The sequence below is a fragment of the Pseudofrankia sp. EUN1h genome, assembly GCF_001854645.1.
GTDB lineage: Bacteria > Actinomycetota > Actinomycetes > Frankiales > Frankiaceae > Pseudofrankia > Pseudofrankia saprophytica.
In genome coordinates this window covers 71,209-87,362 of record NZ_MBLN01000047.1, presented here as the reverse complement: position 1 = coordinate 87,362, position 16,154 = coordinate 71,209, and the positions used below count along the sequence as shown (strand labels likewise).

General features: G+C 72.1%; 15 protein-coding genes and 1 other RNA gene. 4 read left to right on the top strand and 12 right to left on the bottom strand.

The genetic code is table 11. The annotated features are described in order from the left end of the window. Positions 1–286: 286 nt before the first annotated feature. The 8 genes from BCD49_RS13440 to ftsE all read right to left on the bottom strand — a co-directional run bounded on the left by BCD49_RS13440 (position 287) and on the right by ftsE (position 7,592). Positions 287–562: a GlsB/YeaQ/YmgE family stress response membrane protein gene (locus tag BCD49_RS13440; RefSeq protein WP_071041534.1), complete on the bottom strand. Its 276-nt coding sequence runs from the start codon at positions 560–562 to the stop codon at positions 287–289. A 677-nt stretch (positions 563–1,239) separates the two neighbouring features. After that, positions 1,240–1,613, bottom strand: a transfer-messenger RNA (tmRNA) gene (ssrA, locus tag BCD49_RS13435). Between the two features lie 298 nt (positions 1,614–1,911). Continuing rightward, entirely contained in the window at positions 1,912–2,673 is a 762-nt protein-coding gene (locus tag BCD49_RS13430) for a YoaK family protein (protein ID WP_007512841.1), read from the bottom strand. A gap of 213 nt (positions 2,674–2,886) precedes the next feature. Further along, positions 2,887–3,354 (bottom strand): VOC family protein, encoded by a 468-nt coding sequence (locus BCD49_RS13425; RefSeq protein ID WP_007512840.1) that lies wholly within the window; start codon positions 3,352–3,354, stop codon positions 2,887–2,889. A gap of 127 nt (positions 3,355–3,481) precedes the next feature. Next, positions 3,482–5,128, bottom strand: a complete 1,647-nt coding sequence (locus tag BCD49_RS40585) for a THUMP-like domain-containing protein (protein WP_083401431.1) — start codon at positions 5,126–5,128, stop codon at positions 3,482–3,484. 35 nt (positions 5,129–5,163) lie between these two features. Next, the gene (gene smpB, locus BCD49_RS13415) at positions 5,164–5,643 is read right to left on the bottom strand and encodes an SsrA-binding protein SmpB (protein ID WP_007512838.1); all 480 of its coding nucleotides are present in this window, start codon (positions 5,641–5,643) and stop codon (positions 5,164–5,166) included. A gap of 296 nt (positions 5,644–5,939) precedes the next feature. Further along, the gene (gene ftsX / locus BCD49_RS13410) at positions 5,940–6,812 is read right to left on the bottom strand and encodes a permease-like cell division protein FtsX (protein WP_007512836.1); all 873 of its coding nucleotides are present in this window, start codon (positions 6,810–6,812) and stop codon (positions 5,940–5,942) included. Continuing rightward, the gene (ftsE, locus tag BCD49_RS13405; RefSeq protein WP_232793871.1) at positions 6,813–7,592 is read right to left on the bottom strand and encodes a cell division ATP-binding protein FtsE; all 780 of its coding nucleotides are present in this window, start codon (positions 7,590–7,592) and stop codon (positions 6,813–6,815) included. A gap of 364 nt (positions 7,593–7,956) precedes the next feature. Here ftsE and BCD49_RS13400 point away from each other — a divergent pair, with 364 nt between their 5' ends. Beyond that, positions 7,957–8,106: a hypothetical protein gene (locus BCD49_RS13400; RefSeq protein WP_232793872.1), complete on the top strand. Its 150-nt coding sequence runs from the start codon at positions 7,957–7,959 to the stop codon at positions 8,104–8,106. Positions 8,107–8,222: 116 nt separating this feature from the next. After that, positions 8,223–9,509, top strand: coding sequence for a PQQ-dependent sugar dehydrogenase (locus BCD49_RS13395; RefSeq protein ID WP_007512830.1), 1,287 nt, complete (start codon positions 8,223–8,225; stop codon positions 9,507–9,509). A 240-nt stretch (positions 9,510–9,749) separates the two neighbouring features. On the opposite strand, the gene cobA is transcribed toward BCD49_RS13395, so the two are convergent. From cobA to prfB, 3 genes are read right to left on the bottom strand one after another with little or no spacing between them, the layout of a single operon-like run. Further along, positions 9,750–10,574 carry a uroporphyrinogen-III C-methyltransferase gene (cobA, locus tag BCD49_RS13390; RefSeq protein ID WP_007512828.1) on the bottom strand — a complete coding sequence of 275 codons (825 nt, stop codon included), beginning with the start codon at positions 10,572–10,574 and terminating at the stop codon, positions 9,750–9,752. Positions 10,575–10,605: 31 nt separating this feature from the next. Beyond that, on the bottom strand, positions 10,606–10,944 hold the full coding sequence (locus BCD49_RS13385; protein WP_007512827.1) for a hypothetical protein: 339 nt from the start codon (positions 10,942–10,944) through the stop codon (positions 10,606–10,608). Between the two features lie 19 nt (positions 10,945–10,963). After that, the gene (gene prfB, locus BCD49_RS13380; protein ID WP_071041548.1) at positions 10,964–12,067 is read right to left on the bottom strand and encodes a peptide chain release factor 2; all 1,104 of its coding nucleotides are present in this window, start codon (positions 12,065–12,067) and stop codon (positions 10,964–10,966) included. Positions 12,068–12,704: 637 nt separating this feature from the next. Here prfB and BCD49_RS13375 point away from each other — a divergent pair. After that, positions 12,705–13,706: a hypothetical protein gene (locus BCD49_RS13375; RefSeq protein WP_007512823.1), complete on the top strand. Its 1,002-nt coding sequence runs from the start codon at positions 12,705–12,707 to the stop codon at positions 13,704–13,706. A gap of 45 nt (positions 13,707–13,751) precedes the next feature. Here the strand turns inward: BCD49_RS13375 and BCD49_RS13370 are convergent, their stop codons facing one another. Continuing rightward, positions 13,752–14,159 (bottom strand): pilus assembly protein TadG-related protein, encoded by a 408-nt coding sequence (locus BCD49_RS13370; RefSeq protein WP_007512822.1) that lies wholly within the window; start codon positions 14,157–14,159, stop codon positions 13,752–13,754. Positions 14,160–14,711: 552 nt separating this feature from the next. On the opposite strand from BCD49_RS13370, the gene BCD49_RS13365 reads away from it, so the two are divergent. Next, positions 14,712–15,695 (top strand): hypothetical protein, encoded by a 984-nt coding sequence (locus tag BCD49_RS13365; RefSeq protein WP_007512821.1) that lies wholly within the window; start codon positions 14,712–14,714, stop codon positions 15,693–15,695. Positions 15,696–16,154: the final 459 nt, after the last annotated feature.

The following is a 16,154-nucleotide window of genomic DNA, read 5'->3' as shown; positions in this document are numbered from 1 at the left end:
TGTCCTATGGATGTTCTGGTGCTTCTGGCTGTTCTGGTGCTTCCCGCCGGGCGGACGACGTACTGATGTGAGGTGGGCGGACGGCCCCGTCTCGGGACCGCCCGCCCACTTGGACCGTGATCCGCCATCGACCGAAGGCGCCGCGGGAAACCAGGCCTGCCGAGTTTCTCCGGAACATCAGAGTTTCTCCGGAACATCAGACCCGGCTCCTGCCCCGACCGCGACTGCCCCCGACCGCCGATCCTGGTCGCCTATGGGCTGACGGGGTCGTCTCCGAGGAGCGCCGTCAGCGCAGAACGCGGCGGTGGCTCGCGGCCCGGTAGACCAGCAGGACGACGATCGCGCCGATGATGGACCCGACGACCCCGGACGGCTGCAGCGCACCMTCGCTCAGGTCCTTACCGAAGATGAGGTATCCGAGAAATCCCCCGAGAAACGAGCCGACGACCCCGAGGACGATGGTCCCGACGACGCCCATCGGGTCACGGCCGGGCACGACGAAACGCGCGACCGCGCCGGCGACCAGGCCGAGCAAAAGCCAGAAGATGATGGTCCAGACCACGGGAGCCTCCAGGTAGGCGAAGCATATTCGACGATCGCCCGTCGTGATTTCGGATGCTTTATCCCACCCAACTGGCCACCCAAACACACCGTCGCCAACGCCACCGTCATGGTCGGGGCAGACCCGCGACCCCCGCTAGCACGATCGACACACAGCGAAGTCATTCCGTCACTTTTTGCCGACAGACGTCGGGGCGGGGGCGCCGAGGCGGGCGGTCGTCGTCGGGCGGCGGCTGGACGTGGCCGCAGCCGCGCACAGTAAAGAGGCCCGTCGGGGCGCCGCGCTCCGCGCGTTCTCGGGTGAGCCGTTCATGATCTGGTTGGATCTTCGGCGTTATAGCTCCGAGGATCCCACCAGATCATGAGATGCGAGACCGGCCGTGGTTCAGGCGATGTACATGCGGCAGGCGAGGCCGCGTACGTCGCAGCCTCCGGCGGCAGTGGGCACGTTGGAGCGTGCATCCCGAAGGCCGGACCTACGTCTCATGCACCCAAAAAATTCTCGAACCCGTCCACGACACCACTGGGCGTCTTATGGGCACAGCAACTTACGGGCGCCGCAACTTACGGGCACAGCGCCTTATGGGCACAGCAAAACGCCGCCCGGACGACGTCCGGGCGGCGAACTGTCTTACAAGGCCACAAGCCGTCAAGATCATGGTTCGAACTTGGCGGCTCTGGTGGAGGTGGCGGGAATCGAACCCGCGTCCTCCGGCGGCGCGTCAGGGCTTCTCCGGGCGCAGCCTGCTCCTTATTTCTCGGCCCCACCGGTCCCGCAGGCAGGCCGGTGTGGGCCCAGTCACTGTTTGATGTTCCGCGCTACCCCGTGACCGGGTGGCGAGGTGATCCTCCTAGCGATGCCAGGTCCTGGGCCGGAGGAGCTCCCAGGCTGACAGTTACCTATATCTCGTCAGGCCGCGAGGGCGTAACGGGAGGTAACAGGCTGCGTCTTGTTGGCAGCTATTTTTTTGAGCGGATCGTTAGCGAGATAACCGCTCATCCTCGGCCCGCTTCCCCTGGCGTGGCGTCCGAAGTCGAAACCGGTCACCCCCAGGTTCAGACACCACCACCGCGGACGCGATCATCGTGCCTTGGCGAAGGTGGTTCCCACGCCCATGCCCGCCTTGCGGCAATGCGTTGACCGTGGGTGTCATACCGTGCTGTGCAGTTCAAGAGGAACAACGAGCCCGAAGGCCCTGGTGATCGAACATACCCTCGGCTCGTCCGCCCGGCAAGTTCGTTTCCACCAGCAAGTATAACGCTCGCCAGCCGGGCTTGTTCCCGCCCCGGCGCCGCGGTGTGCCACGCACCCCGCACCCGCACCCATGCCGTGCCCCGAGCGCCCAACGCTCAGGGCGGACGGACGCGGCCGGTGGCGACCTCCAGCGCGACGACGACGGCGAGCGCGGACGCGAGTGCGAGCGGCACCGGTACGCCGCCCGCGCGGTAGGTGGCGGCGCCGACGAGCGCGCCGCTGAACATCACGACCGGGGCGGCGGAACGCCGCCGGGCGCTTCGTCCCAGCTCACCGGTGCGCCAGCCACCAGCCGCGATCATGGTCAGCTGGGTCGTCAGCACGTTGGTCGGAATGTCCGGCATCGCCAGCCGACGGCCGGCCGCGTTCTGCATGCCCATCGCCAGTCCCAGGACGACGATCATGACGTACCGCATCCGGCCCGCCTCGGCGTCGAAGACCATGGCGATCACGAGGCCGATGACGAGCAGGCCGGCGTAGGCCGCCGCCGCAAGCGCCAACGGACGCCGCGCGGCCCACGTCGCGTCGTCCGCGTCGTCCGTGCGCATCGCGCCGTCCGTGGGGCCGGGTCTGGCGGGTGAGCGCCGGGGCGGCGCGCCGACCACGGCACCAACGAAGAAACCGGTCACCGCGGTCGCGAGCTGCGCGGCCGAGTGACCGGGCGCTCCGGCCAGTGTGAAGCCGAGGAACATGATGTTCCCGGTCACCATCGCCACGAACAGATGGCCGATGGCGAGGAAGACGACCGCGTCCACCAGCCCGGACACGAACGTCATCGACAGCAGGGCACCCGCCGTGGCCCGCGGCCAGTGCGCGACCGGGCCACCGGCCCGGCCACCTCGCCAGCCCCGAACCATCACCAGCCCCCGCCAGGCGCACCGGCCCGTAACCAGGCAGTCGGGTGCGCGGCGTCCGCCACCCAAGGGCGCCCCGCGCCCTCGTCACAGTGTCGCCCGGACACCCGGGGATTGGCTGGCGGCGGGCGCTGGCGCCGCCCCCAACCAACGTTCGCCGTGGCGATCATGAACGATCGTGGGCCGGGGCCGATCTTCGGCGTCGGCGGCGGAGGGCTAGAGGCGCAGCGGGCGGATCGGGGCCGCGACCAGGGTCGGGTCGTTCTTCCAGTCGACGCCGGCGACGTCGATGTAGAGCTCGATCTCGTTGCCGTCCGGGTCAAAGATGTACAGGCTGTGCGTCACCGTGTGGTCGGAGGCGCCCGCGATCGAGACGCCCGCCTCGGTGATCTGGGCGAGCACCTCGCGCAGTTCGTCGTCGGTGTCGCCGACCTTCAGCCCGAAGTGGTACATCCCGACGCGACGGCCGCGCGGCAGCTCCGCCGCGTCCTCGCCGACCTCGATGAGCAGCAGTTCGTGGTGGGTCCGCCCCGAGGAGAACCCCGCCGCGGGGAACGGCAGCGGGCCGTCATTGCCGGGATCCGGAAAGATCTGCCGGAATCCGAGAGTGTCCCGGTAGAACGACGCCGATCGTTCGATGTCGTGCACGTAGAGCACCAGGTGCCCGAGTTCCTTGATTTCCATCGTCCCCGCCGCCTCCGGTCGTTGGGCCTGGTCACTGGGCCGGCGGCGCCGACCACGCATCCGACCTCAGATCCGGCCCTCACCATATTGTTGCCAACGCAACCATGCCGGATCGACGTCTGTTCCATCACTCTGCCGCACCGTCACCGCGCCGCGCGGCCGCCCGGCGCGGCTCGGGCGGCCTGAATGGCCGGGCCGCTCGGGGCGCCCGGTGGCTGGGGCTCGCTGGGGCGGTGCAGACGAAGGCCCAGGGACGGTCGTGGTGGCGCGTCATGACGACGGTGACGGCCGGACCACCCGCGACCAGGTCGCGACGGGCGGGAAGCAGCCGCCGGCGCAGGGCGTCGACGTCGCCCGCGAGCCCCCGGCGACGCAGGTCCAACGCGCCGATCCCCATGCCGCGCAGCAGGACGGTCAGCCGGCGTACGTCGAACGGCAGGCTCGCCTCGACCCGCAGCATTCGGGCGAACGGCGTCGGGACCGCCCGGTCGGACGTAAGGAAGGCGATCATCGGGTCGATCTGCCACGCGCCGAGCCGGCGGGCGAGCTCACCGACGAGCCCAGCCCTGGTGACGGCCGGGCTCGGGTCGTACAGATAGGTGCCGGGCTCGCCGAGCCGGCGCGCGCCCACACCTTCCTCACCGTCGTCGCCAGGCTCGCCGTCGGGTTCTCCGGCGAGCGTCACGGCCACGACGCTCTGCCGGCCCAGCTCGGGCGAGATCCCAGGCAGGRCCTCGGGTGGGGTCCCGGGCGAGATCTCCGGCGGCCCTACCGCCGCCGTCGGTCCGTCACCGCTCGGCGAGCCGGCATCCTCGAGCGGAACGTCGTCGAGCCGGACGCCGTCAAACTGGACACCGTCGAGCAGGACGCCCTCGAGCAGGAGGCCGTCGAGCAGGGCGCCGTCGAGCAGGACGGTCGCGCGCCGCGGCGTCCCGTAGGCCAGGGCCGGCGAGAACAGCACCGCTTCCTTCAGGTCGCGGCCGTCGGCGACGAACTCGATCTCCCAGCCGGGCGGGACGAGCGCCGTCGGCAACCCCGGTGCCGCCTTCACCGCGACGGCGGGCACCCGCTCCGCGAGCGCGAAGCACCAGGGCAGCGGCGGCTCGCTGGTACCGGCGGCGAACCGGCGGCCGTCCGCGCGGCGCGCCGGGTCGACGAACACCGCCTCGATACCCGCCAGCTCCACGTCCCGGACGTCCGCTCCGCGCGCGTCGAGATCCGCGTCTGGCGCGTAGACGCGCGCGTTGTGGACGGCGATGCGCAGGTGCAGGGGGTCACGGTCGACGGCGACGAGTGGGTGGCCGGCGGCGGCCAGCGCGAGCAGGTCCCCGCCGATGCCGGTGCAGAGGTCGGCGACGCGGCCCAGCCCGGCGAACCGGGCGGCGCGATGGTGGGCCGCGGCCTCGGCTGTCGACTGCTCCAGCCCAGCCCTGGTGAACAGCATCTCGCCCGCGCGGGTGAACGTGCCGGCCGCCCGCAGGCGCAACTCCGCCTGGGTGAACGCGGCGGCGACCAGCTCGGGCGGCACCCCCGCGGCGCGCAACCGGGCACCGGTCCCGAGCTCGTCGCCGGCCTCGAGCGCCGCGGCCGCCCGCGCGAGCAGCCGCCCGCCCCGCGTCGAGGTCAGCTCGCCCAGCCAGTCAGACCCGGCCGAGCCCGACTGGCCGGCCTCGCCGGGCTCGCCGAACGAGCCGGACTCAGCGGGCGAACCGGACTCGGCGGGCGAGCCAGAGCGGCTGGACGAGCCGGACGGACCGGCGGTCTCGCCGTCCACCAGCTCGTCTGACTCGTCCCGCGGCGGGCGCTGGCTCAGCTGTGACGGCCCTTCGCCTGGCGGCCCATAATGCGGGCCATCTCGCGCTTGGCGTCCTTCTCCGCGAGCGCGGCGCGCTTGTCGTAGTTCTTGCGACCGCGGGCGAGCGCGACCTCGATCTTCGCCCGGCCGTCCTTCCAGTACAGGACGAGCGGAACCAGGGTCAGGCCGCCCTCCTTGGTCTTGCCGACGAGCTTCTCGATCTCGTCGCGGTGCAGCAGCAGCTTGCGCTTGCGCCGCGGCGCGTGGTTCGTCCACGTCCCCTCGGTGTACTCGGGAATGTGGACGTTGTGCAGCCAGACCTCACCGTTCTCGACCTGCGCGAACCCGTCGACCAGCGACGCCCGCCCATGCCGCAGCGACTTGACCTCGGTGCCGGTGAGCACCACGCCGGCCTCGTAGGTGTCGAGGATGTCGTACTCATGCCGGGCACGCCGGTTCTGCGCGATCGTCTTGCGACCGGTCTCCTTCGGCACCGTCTTCCCTCAACCGTCTTCCGTCTTGCGTCGTCTTCTGACTGGCGTCGTCTTCTGACTGGCGTCGCCCTCTGGCTGGCGTCCGCCTCGCGCGTCCGCGAGACCGCGTTCTGTCTCGCGTTCGCGAAGCCGCGCCCAACCCCGCGCGGCCAGCACCCCAAGGTCACGAGGGTACCGCCACGCCCGCCGCTTCGGGCGCCGCCGAGCTTCCCGTGATCGTTCGGACGACGGCGACGGCGAGCGCGGGGGCGGTGCCGCCCGCCTCGCGTCGCCTCGCGGCAGCTCTGCGGGGCTCGCTACGCCCGCAGGTGACGATGGAGAGCCAGGCTGCCCATCGCGGCCGCGGCCAGCGCGCCCAGCGCCATGACCGCGCCGCCGGACACCCACACCGCGTCCCAGCCGAACAGCGGGAACGTCGTCTGGTGCGCGAAGCGCCCGTCGACCAGGAATGCCTTACACATAACCAGCGCGGCCGCCGCCACCATTCCACCCGTCAGTCCCGACAGGGCGCACTCCAGCACGAACGGCGCCCGGATCGTCGCGTTCGTCGCTCCTACGAGCCGCATGATCGCCGTCTCCCGGCGGCGGGCATGTGCCGAGACACGGATCATCGTGTAGATCAGCGCGCCGGACGCGGCCGCCTGCACGGCGGCGAGCGTGAACGCGGCGACGCTGAACCCGTCCAGCACCCGGTAGAGCGGCCGCAGCAGCGCGCGCTGGTCGCGCACGGCCTCGACGCCGTCGCGGCCGGTGTAGCCGAGGACGATCTCGTCACCCGCGCGCGGGTCGACGAGCCGCAGCCGCAGCGCCGCCGGCAGGTCGGCCGGCCCAACCCCGGCGACGACGTCGGGCGAGGACCGGAAGTCCCGCTTGAAGCGCTCGTAGACCTGCTCTTTGTCCTCGTAACGGACGGCCAGCACGGCGGGGTCGGCCTTCAGGTCGTCGGTCAGCGCGGTCCGCTGGGCCGGGGTGACGTCGTCGGTGAGGTCGATGACGACCTCCAGCTGGTCGACCAGGTAGCCGTCGATCGTGTGGACCTCGGCGCGCAGCAGCAGTCCCGCGCCCAGCATGCCCAGACACACAGCCGCGGTGATGACCACGGCCGACGTCACTGCCAGGTTGCGCCGCAGGCCGGCGCCGAGAATCGCGAGCAGTGGCCCGATCCGCACCTAGTCCACCCCGCCGCCCGCGCCCGCGGGAGTGCCCGCGGCGGCCGTCATGCCGGTCGTGCCCTGGCCCGGTGTCGCGGCGGCGGTGCCCGTCTCGTCCGCCTCGTACGCGCCGCCGTGCTCGTCGCGGACGCAGGCGCCGTCCGCGAGCTCGATCACCCGGCGGCGGCGCGCGTCGACCAGCCCGGCGTTGTGCGTCGCCATCACCACCGTCGTCCCGGTCCGGTTGACGGCGTCCAACAGTCGCATGATTCCCTCGCTGGTGGCCGGGTCGAGGTTGCCGGTCGGCTCGTCGGCGAGCAGGACCCGCGGCCGGCCCACGAACGCCCGCGCGATCGCGACCCGCTGCTGCTCGCCGCCGGACAGCTCGTCGGGGTAGCGGTTCTCCTTGCCGGCGAGGCCGACGAGACCGAGCACCTCGGGCACGACCGCGCGAACGACGTGCCGCGGCCGGCCGACGACGTCGAGGGCGAAGGCGACGTTGCCGGCGACGGTGCGGTCGGGCAGGAGCCGGAAGTCCTGGAACACGCAGCCGACGGCGCGGCGCAGCAGCGGCACCCTCCGGTCGGGGATCGCGGCGAGATCCATCCCGTCGAGGGTCACCAGCCCGCTGGTAGCTCGTTCCTCGCGCAGCAACAGCCGCAGGAGGGTCGACTTGCCCGAGCCGGACGGGCCGACGAGGTAGACGAACTCCCCCTCGTCGATGCGCAGGGTGAGGTCACGCAGCGCCGGCCGGGTGCCCGCCGGGTAKGTCATCGTCACCGCGTCGAGCCGGATCATCCCGGGCCCCTTCCGGGCGGCCGGTGCGGCGGCGCCTGAACCGCCGCCGCCCCGACCATCCCAATCCATCACCGTCCGAACTGCTCTCACCACTGTAGGTGACTAGATGGTCGTGACCGGTAAGCGGGCGTACGGTGAACAGACAGCGTCCGACAGTGTGGTCTTAGGATCATGGGTTCTTAAGGATCATGACCTCAAAGAATCACGACGGGGAACTTGGTGGGCAAGAGGCCCTCGCGGCCTGGTAACCCACCGGCGGATCCGGGAAGAACGCATCGTGGGGCGGCGCCCGCCCCGGCGGACGGTAGAAGGGACGGCGGCTATGTGCTGTGACGACCTGGTCTGCGCGCGGTGCGCGAGCCCAGTGGCCGAAGGCCGTTGCCCGACCTGCCGGGCCGCCCGCGCCGAGCTCCACCACCAGTCCGGTGGGTTCACGGTTTCCCCGCAGCTGGTCGCCCTGCTGCTCCTCGTCCTGACCGCGCTGGCGCTGCTCGCCGCGCATCAGGTCCAGTAGGCACCAGATCCAGCAAGGCGGGCACGAATACGGGCACGGGGTTGGGATTTCGCCCGTCGGAATTCGGATAGGTCGGGTCATTCCCGGACCAGCTGACCGTGGCGGATCCTGGAACCATGGCATCTGGTCTGGACCGGCGTTTCCTGAGGACAGCAGGCCGGCCGCGGACACCGCTGATCATCATGGCGGGGGTCGTGGCGATAATCCTGGCCGCCGTCCTGAGCGCATGCTCCGGCGGCACGCCCGACGACACCGGCCCCGGGACGCCCGGCGGGCCGACTACCGCGACACCGCTCGCGCCGGGCGGCGTGCCCGCGTCCGCCGCGCCGGGCGACGACCCGCGGGCCGACCGGGTGATAGCGACCGGGCTGCGCTCGCCCTGGGGGCTGGCGTTCCTGCCGGACGGCGACGCGCTCATCGGCGAGCGTGACAGCGGCAAGATCCTGCTCATGCCGGCCGACGACGGCGGAGGCAAGGGCGGCTACGGCACCCCGGTGGAGATCGGCGCGCTGCCCGGCGTGTACCACGTCGGCGAGAGCGGCCTGCTGGGGCTGGCGGTCTCGCCGACCTACCCGTCCGACCACCTCGTCTACGCCTACTTCACGACGCGCACCGACAACCGGATCGTCCGGTTCACGCTCGACGGCACCGGCGACGGCGCGGGCGCGGGCGCGACGCCCAAGATCGGCCAGGTCACGACCATCCTCACCGGTCTCGCCTCCGCGCAGTTCCACGACGGCGGCCGGATCGCCTTCGGCCCGGACGGGATGCTCTACGCCGGCGTCGGGGACGCCACGGACCGCACCCGGGCGCAGAACCTGGCGAGCCTCAACGGCAAGATCCTCCGGATGCGCCCGGACGGCTCGGTCCCACCGGACAACCCGTTCCCGGGGTCGCTGGTCTACAGCCTCGGCCACCGCAACGTGCAGGGGCTGGCCTGGGACAGCGCCGGCCGGCTGTGGGCCACCGAGTTCGGCCAGGACACCTGGGACGAGGTCAACCTGATCCGGCCGGGCGCGAACTACGGCTGGCCGGTCGTCGAGGGCGTCGGCGACACCGACGGCGGGCGTTTCACCAGCCCAGTGGCCACCTGGCCGACCGACGACGCCTCACCGAGCGGCGCGGCGATCGCGGGCGACGTCCTCTACGCCGCCGCGCTGAAGGGCGAGCGGATCTGGACGATCGACCTGCGCCCGGGCCTCGCCCAGGGCACCGCCTCGCCGACCGCCCCGACGACGGGCGCGCCGACGGCAGGCACGCCCAGGGCGGTGCGCGCCGACGTCTACGGCCGCCTGCGCACGATCGTCACCGCCCCCGACGGCACCCTCTGGGTCGCCACCAGCAACACCGACGGCCGCGGTCAGCCAGCCCAGGACGACGACCGCATCATCTCGCTGCGCTAGCCGCGTCATCCGGCCGCCAGCGGTGTCACCTCGCTGCGCCGGCGGTCGTTGGCTCTGTTCGTCTGGCGGCGGAGCCGGCGTCAGGCGGCGGAGCCGGCGTCAGGCGGCGGAGCCGGCGTCAGGCGGCGGAGCCGGCGTCAGGCGGCGGAGCCGGCGTCAGGCGGCGGAGCCGGCGTCAGGCGGCGGAGCCGGCGTCAGGCGGCGGAGCCGGCGTCAGGCGGCCACCGGCCACCTGCTGGCTTAGTCCGGGATCCGGTAGGAGCCGATCTCCGCGCTCAGGGTGACGACCTCGCCGATGACGATGATGGCCGGAGAGCCCAGGCCGGCGGTGGTGACCGCGGCCGCGATGTCGCCGAGGGTGCCGGTCACGACCTGCTGGCGGGTGGTCGTGCCGGCGTGGATGACGGCGACGGGGGTCGCCGCGGGTCGACCCCGCTTGACCAGCTCGCGGCTGATCTCCGCCAGCGCCGCGACGCCCATGAGGACGACCACCGTTCCAGGCCCGGAGGCAAGGGCATCCCAGTTGGATGTCGATCCGGGGTGAGAGGGGTCGACATGCCCCGAGACGATGGCGAGGTCCTGGGTGACGCCGCGATGCGTGACCGGTATGCCGGCAAGCGCCGGCACCGCGACCGCGCTGGTCACCCCAGGCACCACCTCGCAGGGCACCCCGGCGGCGGCGCAGGCGAGCGCCTCCTCGCCCCCACGGCCGAACAGGAACGGATCCCCACCCTTGAGCCGGACGACGCGCCGGCCGCGCAGCGCCCGCTCGACGAGCAGCACATTGATCTCGTCCTGGCTGAGGTTGTGACCATGCGGCCCCTTGCCCGCGTCGACGATCTCCACCTCGGGACCGAGGTCGGCGAGCAGCTGGCGGGGCGCCAGCCGATCGACGACGACGACGTCCGCCCGGCGCAGGAGGTTCAGGCCGCGAACGGTGATCAGATCGGCGGCGCCTGGCCCGCCCCCGACCAGCGCCACCCAGCCGACGCCCGCGCCCGCCGTTCCCACACTCGACTCCACCGTCAGGTCACCTTTCCGCCATCCGGCCGCCGGCGCGGCCATTGTCAGCCTCCACGCCCGCGTCAGGACCAGGTCAGTCCGCCGGCGGAGGCGGGGTCCCTCCCGGCTCGGCGGTGTCGGCCAGCTCCAGCAGGTCGGCCAGGTCCGAGAACTCCGCCAGACCGCCCAGTTCCGTGAGGTTCGGGGGGTCCGTGAGATCGGGCCCCGGCGCTGGATCCGCCGGGTCGGGAGGGTCCACCGGTTCGCCGAGCTCGGCCAGCAGCTCCAGCAGCCGCGCCCGCTCGGCCCGCAGTTCGGCCGACCGCCGTCCCGGTGCGAGCCGCGCCGCCGACCAGGACCACGACCACGAACCGTGCGGACGCCCGGCGGGCGGACGACGTCGTCCTGGTGAACCGGGCGGCCGGGTGCGCATCGTGAGTCGGCGGCGTTCGCTAGTTGGCGCCCGACTCGGCCGAGCGCCGCCAGCGCACCTCGGCGTCGATGAACTCGTCTATCTCGCCGTCCAGCACCGCGCCGGTGTTGGACGTCTCCACGTCGGTCCGCAGGTCCTTGACCATCTGATATGGGTGCAGAACATAGTTACGGATCTGCGACCCGAACGAGACGTCCTGCGGGCCGCCGGTCAGCCGCTGCTTTTCGGCTGCTTCCTCGGCCCGTCGTCGTTCCAGCAGCTTTGCCTGCAGAACGACCATCGCGGCCGCCTTGTTCTGCAACTGGCTGCGCTCGTTCTGGCAGGTGACGACGATATTGGTCGGCAGGTGGGTGATACGCACGGCCGAGTCGGTCGTATTGACGCCCTGCCCACCAGGGCCGGATGACCGGAAAATATCGATCCGAAGGTCCTTGTCGTCGATGTCGACGTGGTCGGACTGCTCGACGACCGGGGTGATCTCCACCCCGGCGAAGGACGTCTGCCGGCGGTTCTGGTTGTCGAACGGGCTGATGCGAACCAGCCGGTGCACCCCGTGCTCGCTGCGCAGCGTTCCGTACGCGTATGGCGCCTTGATCAGGAAGGTGGCCGACTTGAGCCCGGCCTCCTCGGCCTCGGACGAGTCGTACACCTCGGTGGTGTAGCCGTGCCGCTCGGCCCAGCGCGTGTACATCCGCAGCAGCATCGCCGTCCAGTCGGCGGCGTCGACCCCGCCCGCGCCGGCGGACAGCTGGACGATCGCGTCCCGCTCGTCGAACTCGCCAGACAGCAGGGTGCGGACCTCCAGCGCCGAGATGTCCCTGGACATCGCGGGCAGCTGGTCGGCGGCCTCCGCCATCAGGTCCTCGTCGTCGAGGTCGAAGGCGGCGATGAGGTCGTCCAGCYGGCGGCGCAGCCCCTCGACGCGGCCGATGTCGCCACGCACCGACGACAGCTTGCGGGTGACGGCCTGCGCCCGGTCCTGGTCGCTCCACAGGTCCGGGTCAGCGGCTTCCTGCTCCAGGCCCTCGGCGCGCCTACGCAGCCCCTCGACGTCCAACACGGTCTCGATACCGGTCAGAGTCGCGTCGAGGTTCTTGAGCTCCTCAGCGAAGTCGGCGGCCATGCCCTCAACCTTACCGGCGGCCATGCCTCCCCGACGCCGGCAGTGATCGCGCGCCGCTCGCCGCCGGCCCGGCCGTGCCCGCCGACCGCCGCCGCCCGGTCTCCACCCGCGCGCGAGCCGCGACCGTGGACCGCCATAACGGCGGCCGCGAGCCGACGAGGCAGCGGCGACCGCGGCCGGCGAACGTGCCCGCCAGCCCGACCCAGCCCGGTAACATGCAATTGCACGAAGATACTTCCCGGAAACATTGTCGGCGTGTCCCGTAATGCAATTGGGCGATCGCCCACATCGCTTCTTCAGTCGAGACGCAGGCCACACCGCTGTCGAACCGGGAGCCGGCTCGACCCTTGGATCGAACGCTATCTTGAATCAAAGGTCCCCGCTACGCCGTGAGGTACTTCGAGATGCGATCACATCGCGGTCTGCCGGCTCTACGGGCTCCCGCGGCGACGGCCGGGGCTCATCTCCTCCTTCGCTCGTCCCCCGTGGGCAGCGGTCCCGACGCCGCCGAAGCGCCCCCCCGGCGATCTGCTGGCGCCCAGTCGGCGGGAACCCCCGCGGTGACCATGGCGGAGCCGCGCACGGCCACCGGCCCACAGCCAGTACCGGCCGGAAGCGGATCACGGAGGTCGTCGCCGTGCCGTACGTCCTCGACAGACGTCTCCTGCTACGCGCGTTCAGGGCCTCGGCGGTGGTCGCGGTGAGCTTCGACCACCAGCCCAACCTTGAACCGTTGCGCAGCACGACCGATCTGCACCAGGCCTGTTCCGCCGCCCTCATCCAGGCGATCGACGGCTACGAGACGTCCGACCTGACCAGCACCGCGTCCTCGATGCGCCCGCTGGAGAACACCACCCGCACCATTCCGCGCCAGCGCCGGCTGCGCGGGCGGGACGCTCTCGACTGGATGCGGCTGCACGCCGCCGTCACGGTGGTCTCCGCGGGCACCGACTATGACCGAGGTCTGCATTCCGACGCCGCCGCCCGTTCCGACCGGGCCGCGAGCCTCGCCCGGGCGGCCGGCGACGGCCCGCTCGCGGCGCGGGCGCTCGCGCTGCGGGCCCGGCTGGTGCGCCAGCACAGCCCAGCGGTCTCCCTGCAGATCGCCGGCGCCGCCGCCCGGATCGCCGGGCACAGCCCCGCCCGCGCGATGATCGCCGGCAAGGTCGTCGCCGGCGCCTACGCCGCGGCGGGCGACCTGGCCGGCGTCCGCGACGCGGTCGCCCGTGCCTGGCGCACGATGGAGCTGCTCGACGACAACGCCTACGGCCGGCCGGGCTTCGCGCTGGAGACCTACTCCCCCGCCGACCTGGCACTCGCCTCGGCCGAGGCGCTCACCACGGTGGGCGCGGCCGAGGAGGCCCGACCGTACCTGGAGAAGGCGTACGCGCTGATCAAGGACAGCGGCCAGACCGGTATGATCGTGTCCGTCCTGATGGCGCAGGCACGGGCGGCGGTCAGCGGTGACCGGCCGGACCACTTCGAGGCGGCCGAGCACGCGGCGGCGGCCGTGGCGCTGGCCGCGGACCGGCCCGCCGAATGGGTCGCCCGCCTGGTCCGCGACGTCTCGAACCTCGCCGAGACGCACACCGGCCACGCCCTGGACGACCTGGTCGCCGCGACCGCGGCCTGGGTCTGAGGACTTCCCTCCCGCCCGGCGGGGCTACCAGGGCTGTCAGGACTGTCAGGGCTCCACTTGCTGCTGGCGCACGATGGTCTGGGCATCCGCCGCCGCGTGGACCGTGACCGGGCCGATGCCGAGGAAGCCGACGAGAGGCAGGTCGACGACCCGGCTGCCCTGGACCTCGACGGTGTCCTCGTCGAGGAGCGACCCGGTCAGTACGGTCGCCCCGCTGGGGTCGGCGCGGTCCTGGTAGTCGGCGACCGTCGTCAGCACGTCCGACAGCGGCAACCGGTCGAGCTGCCCAGTGGTCGTGTAGACGGCGTTCTCGTCGATCCGCTGCGCCGCGGCCAAGGCCGCCCCATCGGCCGCCGACGCGACCGAACGGCGGGCCAGGTACACCGCGGAGACGTCGGTTACCACGATGGCCAGCATCGCCGCGATCATCACGTAACCCAGCGTCAGCATCATGATCGACCCGGCATCGGCCCGCCCACCCGAACGGCGCACCGATGGGCGAACTCGCATMCACGTGGACACAACGGCGCGAACCCCTGTCACCCGTCCATTGTCACGTACGGCGCCCAGTCAGGGACAACCCGCCCAACCAACACGCCACATCCATCATCGAATCCGCGCCACACCTCCTCACGGCCAACGACCTCGCTACCGGTCAGCGCTGGTTACCGGTGCTTCCGACCGGTCGGGCGGCGTGGCCGTGCAGCGGCGCGGCCAGACGGCGGCGCGGCCCGTCAGCGGCGCGGCCCGTCAGCGGCGCGGCCTGACACCTCTGGCGGCGAGCACTCCGCGCGGGTCGACCTCCCACGAGGTCAGCTACTTGCCCAACCGACAATGTCGCCGGTTCCCGTTCTTTGGACGCCAACAGCGATGTGGTTCTCTGGACGTAGGTTCAGGACTCGCCAGGAATCGGACACAGGCAGGCAAGCGCACGGGCGGCCGGCCCGGCGGTGCCGCCATCGGCCAGACGGCCAAGGCCGCCTCGCGGCCGGGATGGGAGACACCGTGCGCAGGCGCGAGGCCGACACGCTACTGCGCTTCGTACGGGTGGCCCGCCCGGTGGCGGCGACGGCCGTCAGCGTGACCACCGCCGACGACGGGGAAGACGGCGGCCGGCGAGCCCAGGCTGACCGGATCGTGCGGCACTGGCGCAACGAACTCGTTCCGCTGGCCGCGTTGCCCGGGGTCGGCGGCCGGTTCACGCAGCCGATCCGCGAGGTGCTCGCCGGCACCGTGCAGGGGCTGCTGGTTCTGTCGCTCGCGCAGCTGTGCGGCGTGACGGACGAGGGTGAGCAGGTCCGGCTCGTCGCCGCCCTGATGCTGCGCGAGGACCTGCCCGCCGGTTGGACACCGCCGGTGCCCGACCCGGCCCACAGCACTGTCGCCACCGACGACGCGGCCACCGCCACCGCCACCGACGACGCGGCCACCGCTGAGGTCGCTGACGTCACTGACGACGACGCCCGGTCTGACGGCGGCGGCGCGGGCGGTGGCGGCCCAGCCGCCGGCGGCGCCCTCGACGCCACCGAGGCCGCTCCGAGTCCCGAGGCGGCTACAGGCACGAGCGCGGACGCGGGCACGAGCGCGACCACAGGTACGAGCGCGGTCGCGGGCGGGACCGTGGACCCCCGGGACGCGGACGAGGAGTCGGCGACCTGGCGACTGGTCGCGCGGCAGATCCCAGTGGCCGTCTACCGCGCGGCTCGCGAGCTGTGGACGATCCACAGTCTCTCCGGCCAGCGCGCCGAGGGACGCCTATGGCATCGCGCGCTCGGCAACCTCCCCGCGGTCGGCGTCGTCGGTGCCACCCTCGGCGAACGCCACGCTCTCGCTGACATCGCGGCCGCCGCCTACATCGAGCTCGGCCTGACGGCCGTGGAGGCTCCGGGGCCGTCGGTGGCCGCGCGCGCGGCCACCGCCGCCAAGGGCGTCGCCGCCCAGCTCCCCGCCCTAGGGCGCGCCGTCAGGTCCCCGTTCCGCAAGCCGTAGGGGCCGCCCGAGGCCCCGGCGGGTCCCGCCGGGCGATGTCCCATCGCGCAGGTTCCCGCCGCGCAGGTTCCCGCCGCGCAGGTTCCCGCCACGCTGGCTCGAGGCCGCCCGGCCAGATGCCCGCGCCGCACCGGGCACCCTGACCTCGAACACGTAAGGGCCCCGCACACGCAAGGGCCTCGAACACACTCTGCCTCGCCCGCGATGACCCCGCCACGCAAGGGCCCCGAAACGCGCGAGGACCCAAACCCGCGAACCGTTCATGATCTGGCGGGATCCTCGGAGCCCCAGCTCCCAAAATCCCACCAGATCATGAAACATGGCATCAGCAGCACCGACCCGTCACATCGCAGGCACGCCGGAACCTGCATGGTCGCCCATCGCGGCGATCACCGAAAGGACGGTCCGGTCACAGCCAGCACAGATCGGCCACCGTCAGGACGGATCGGCCATCGCAAA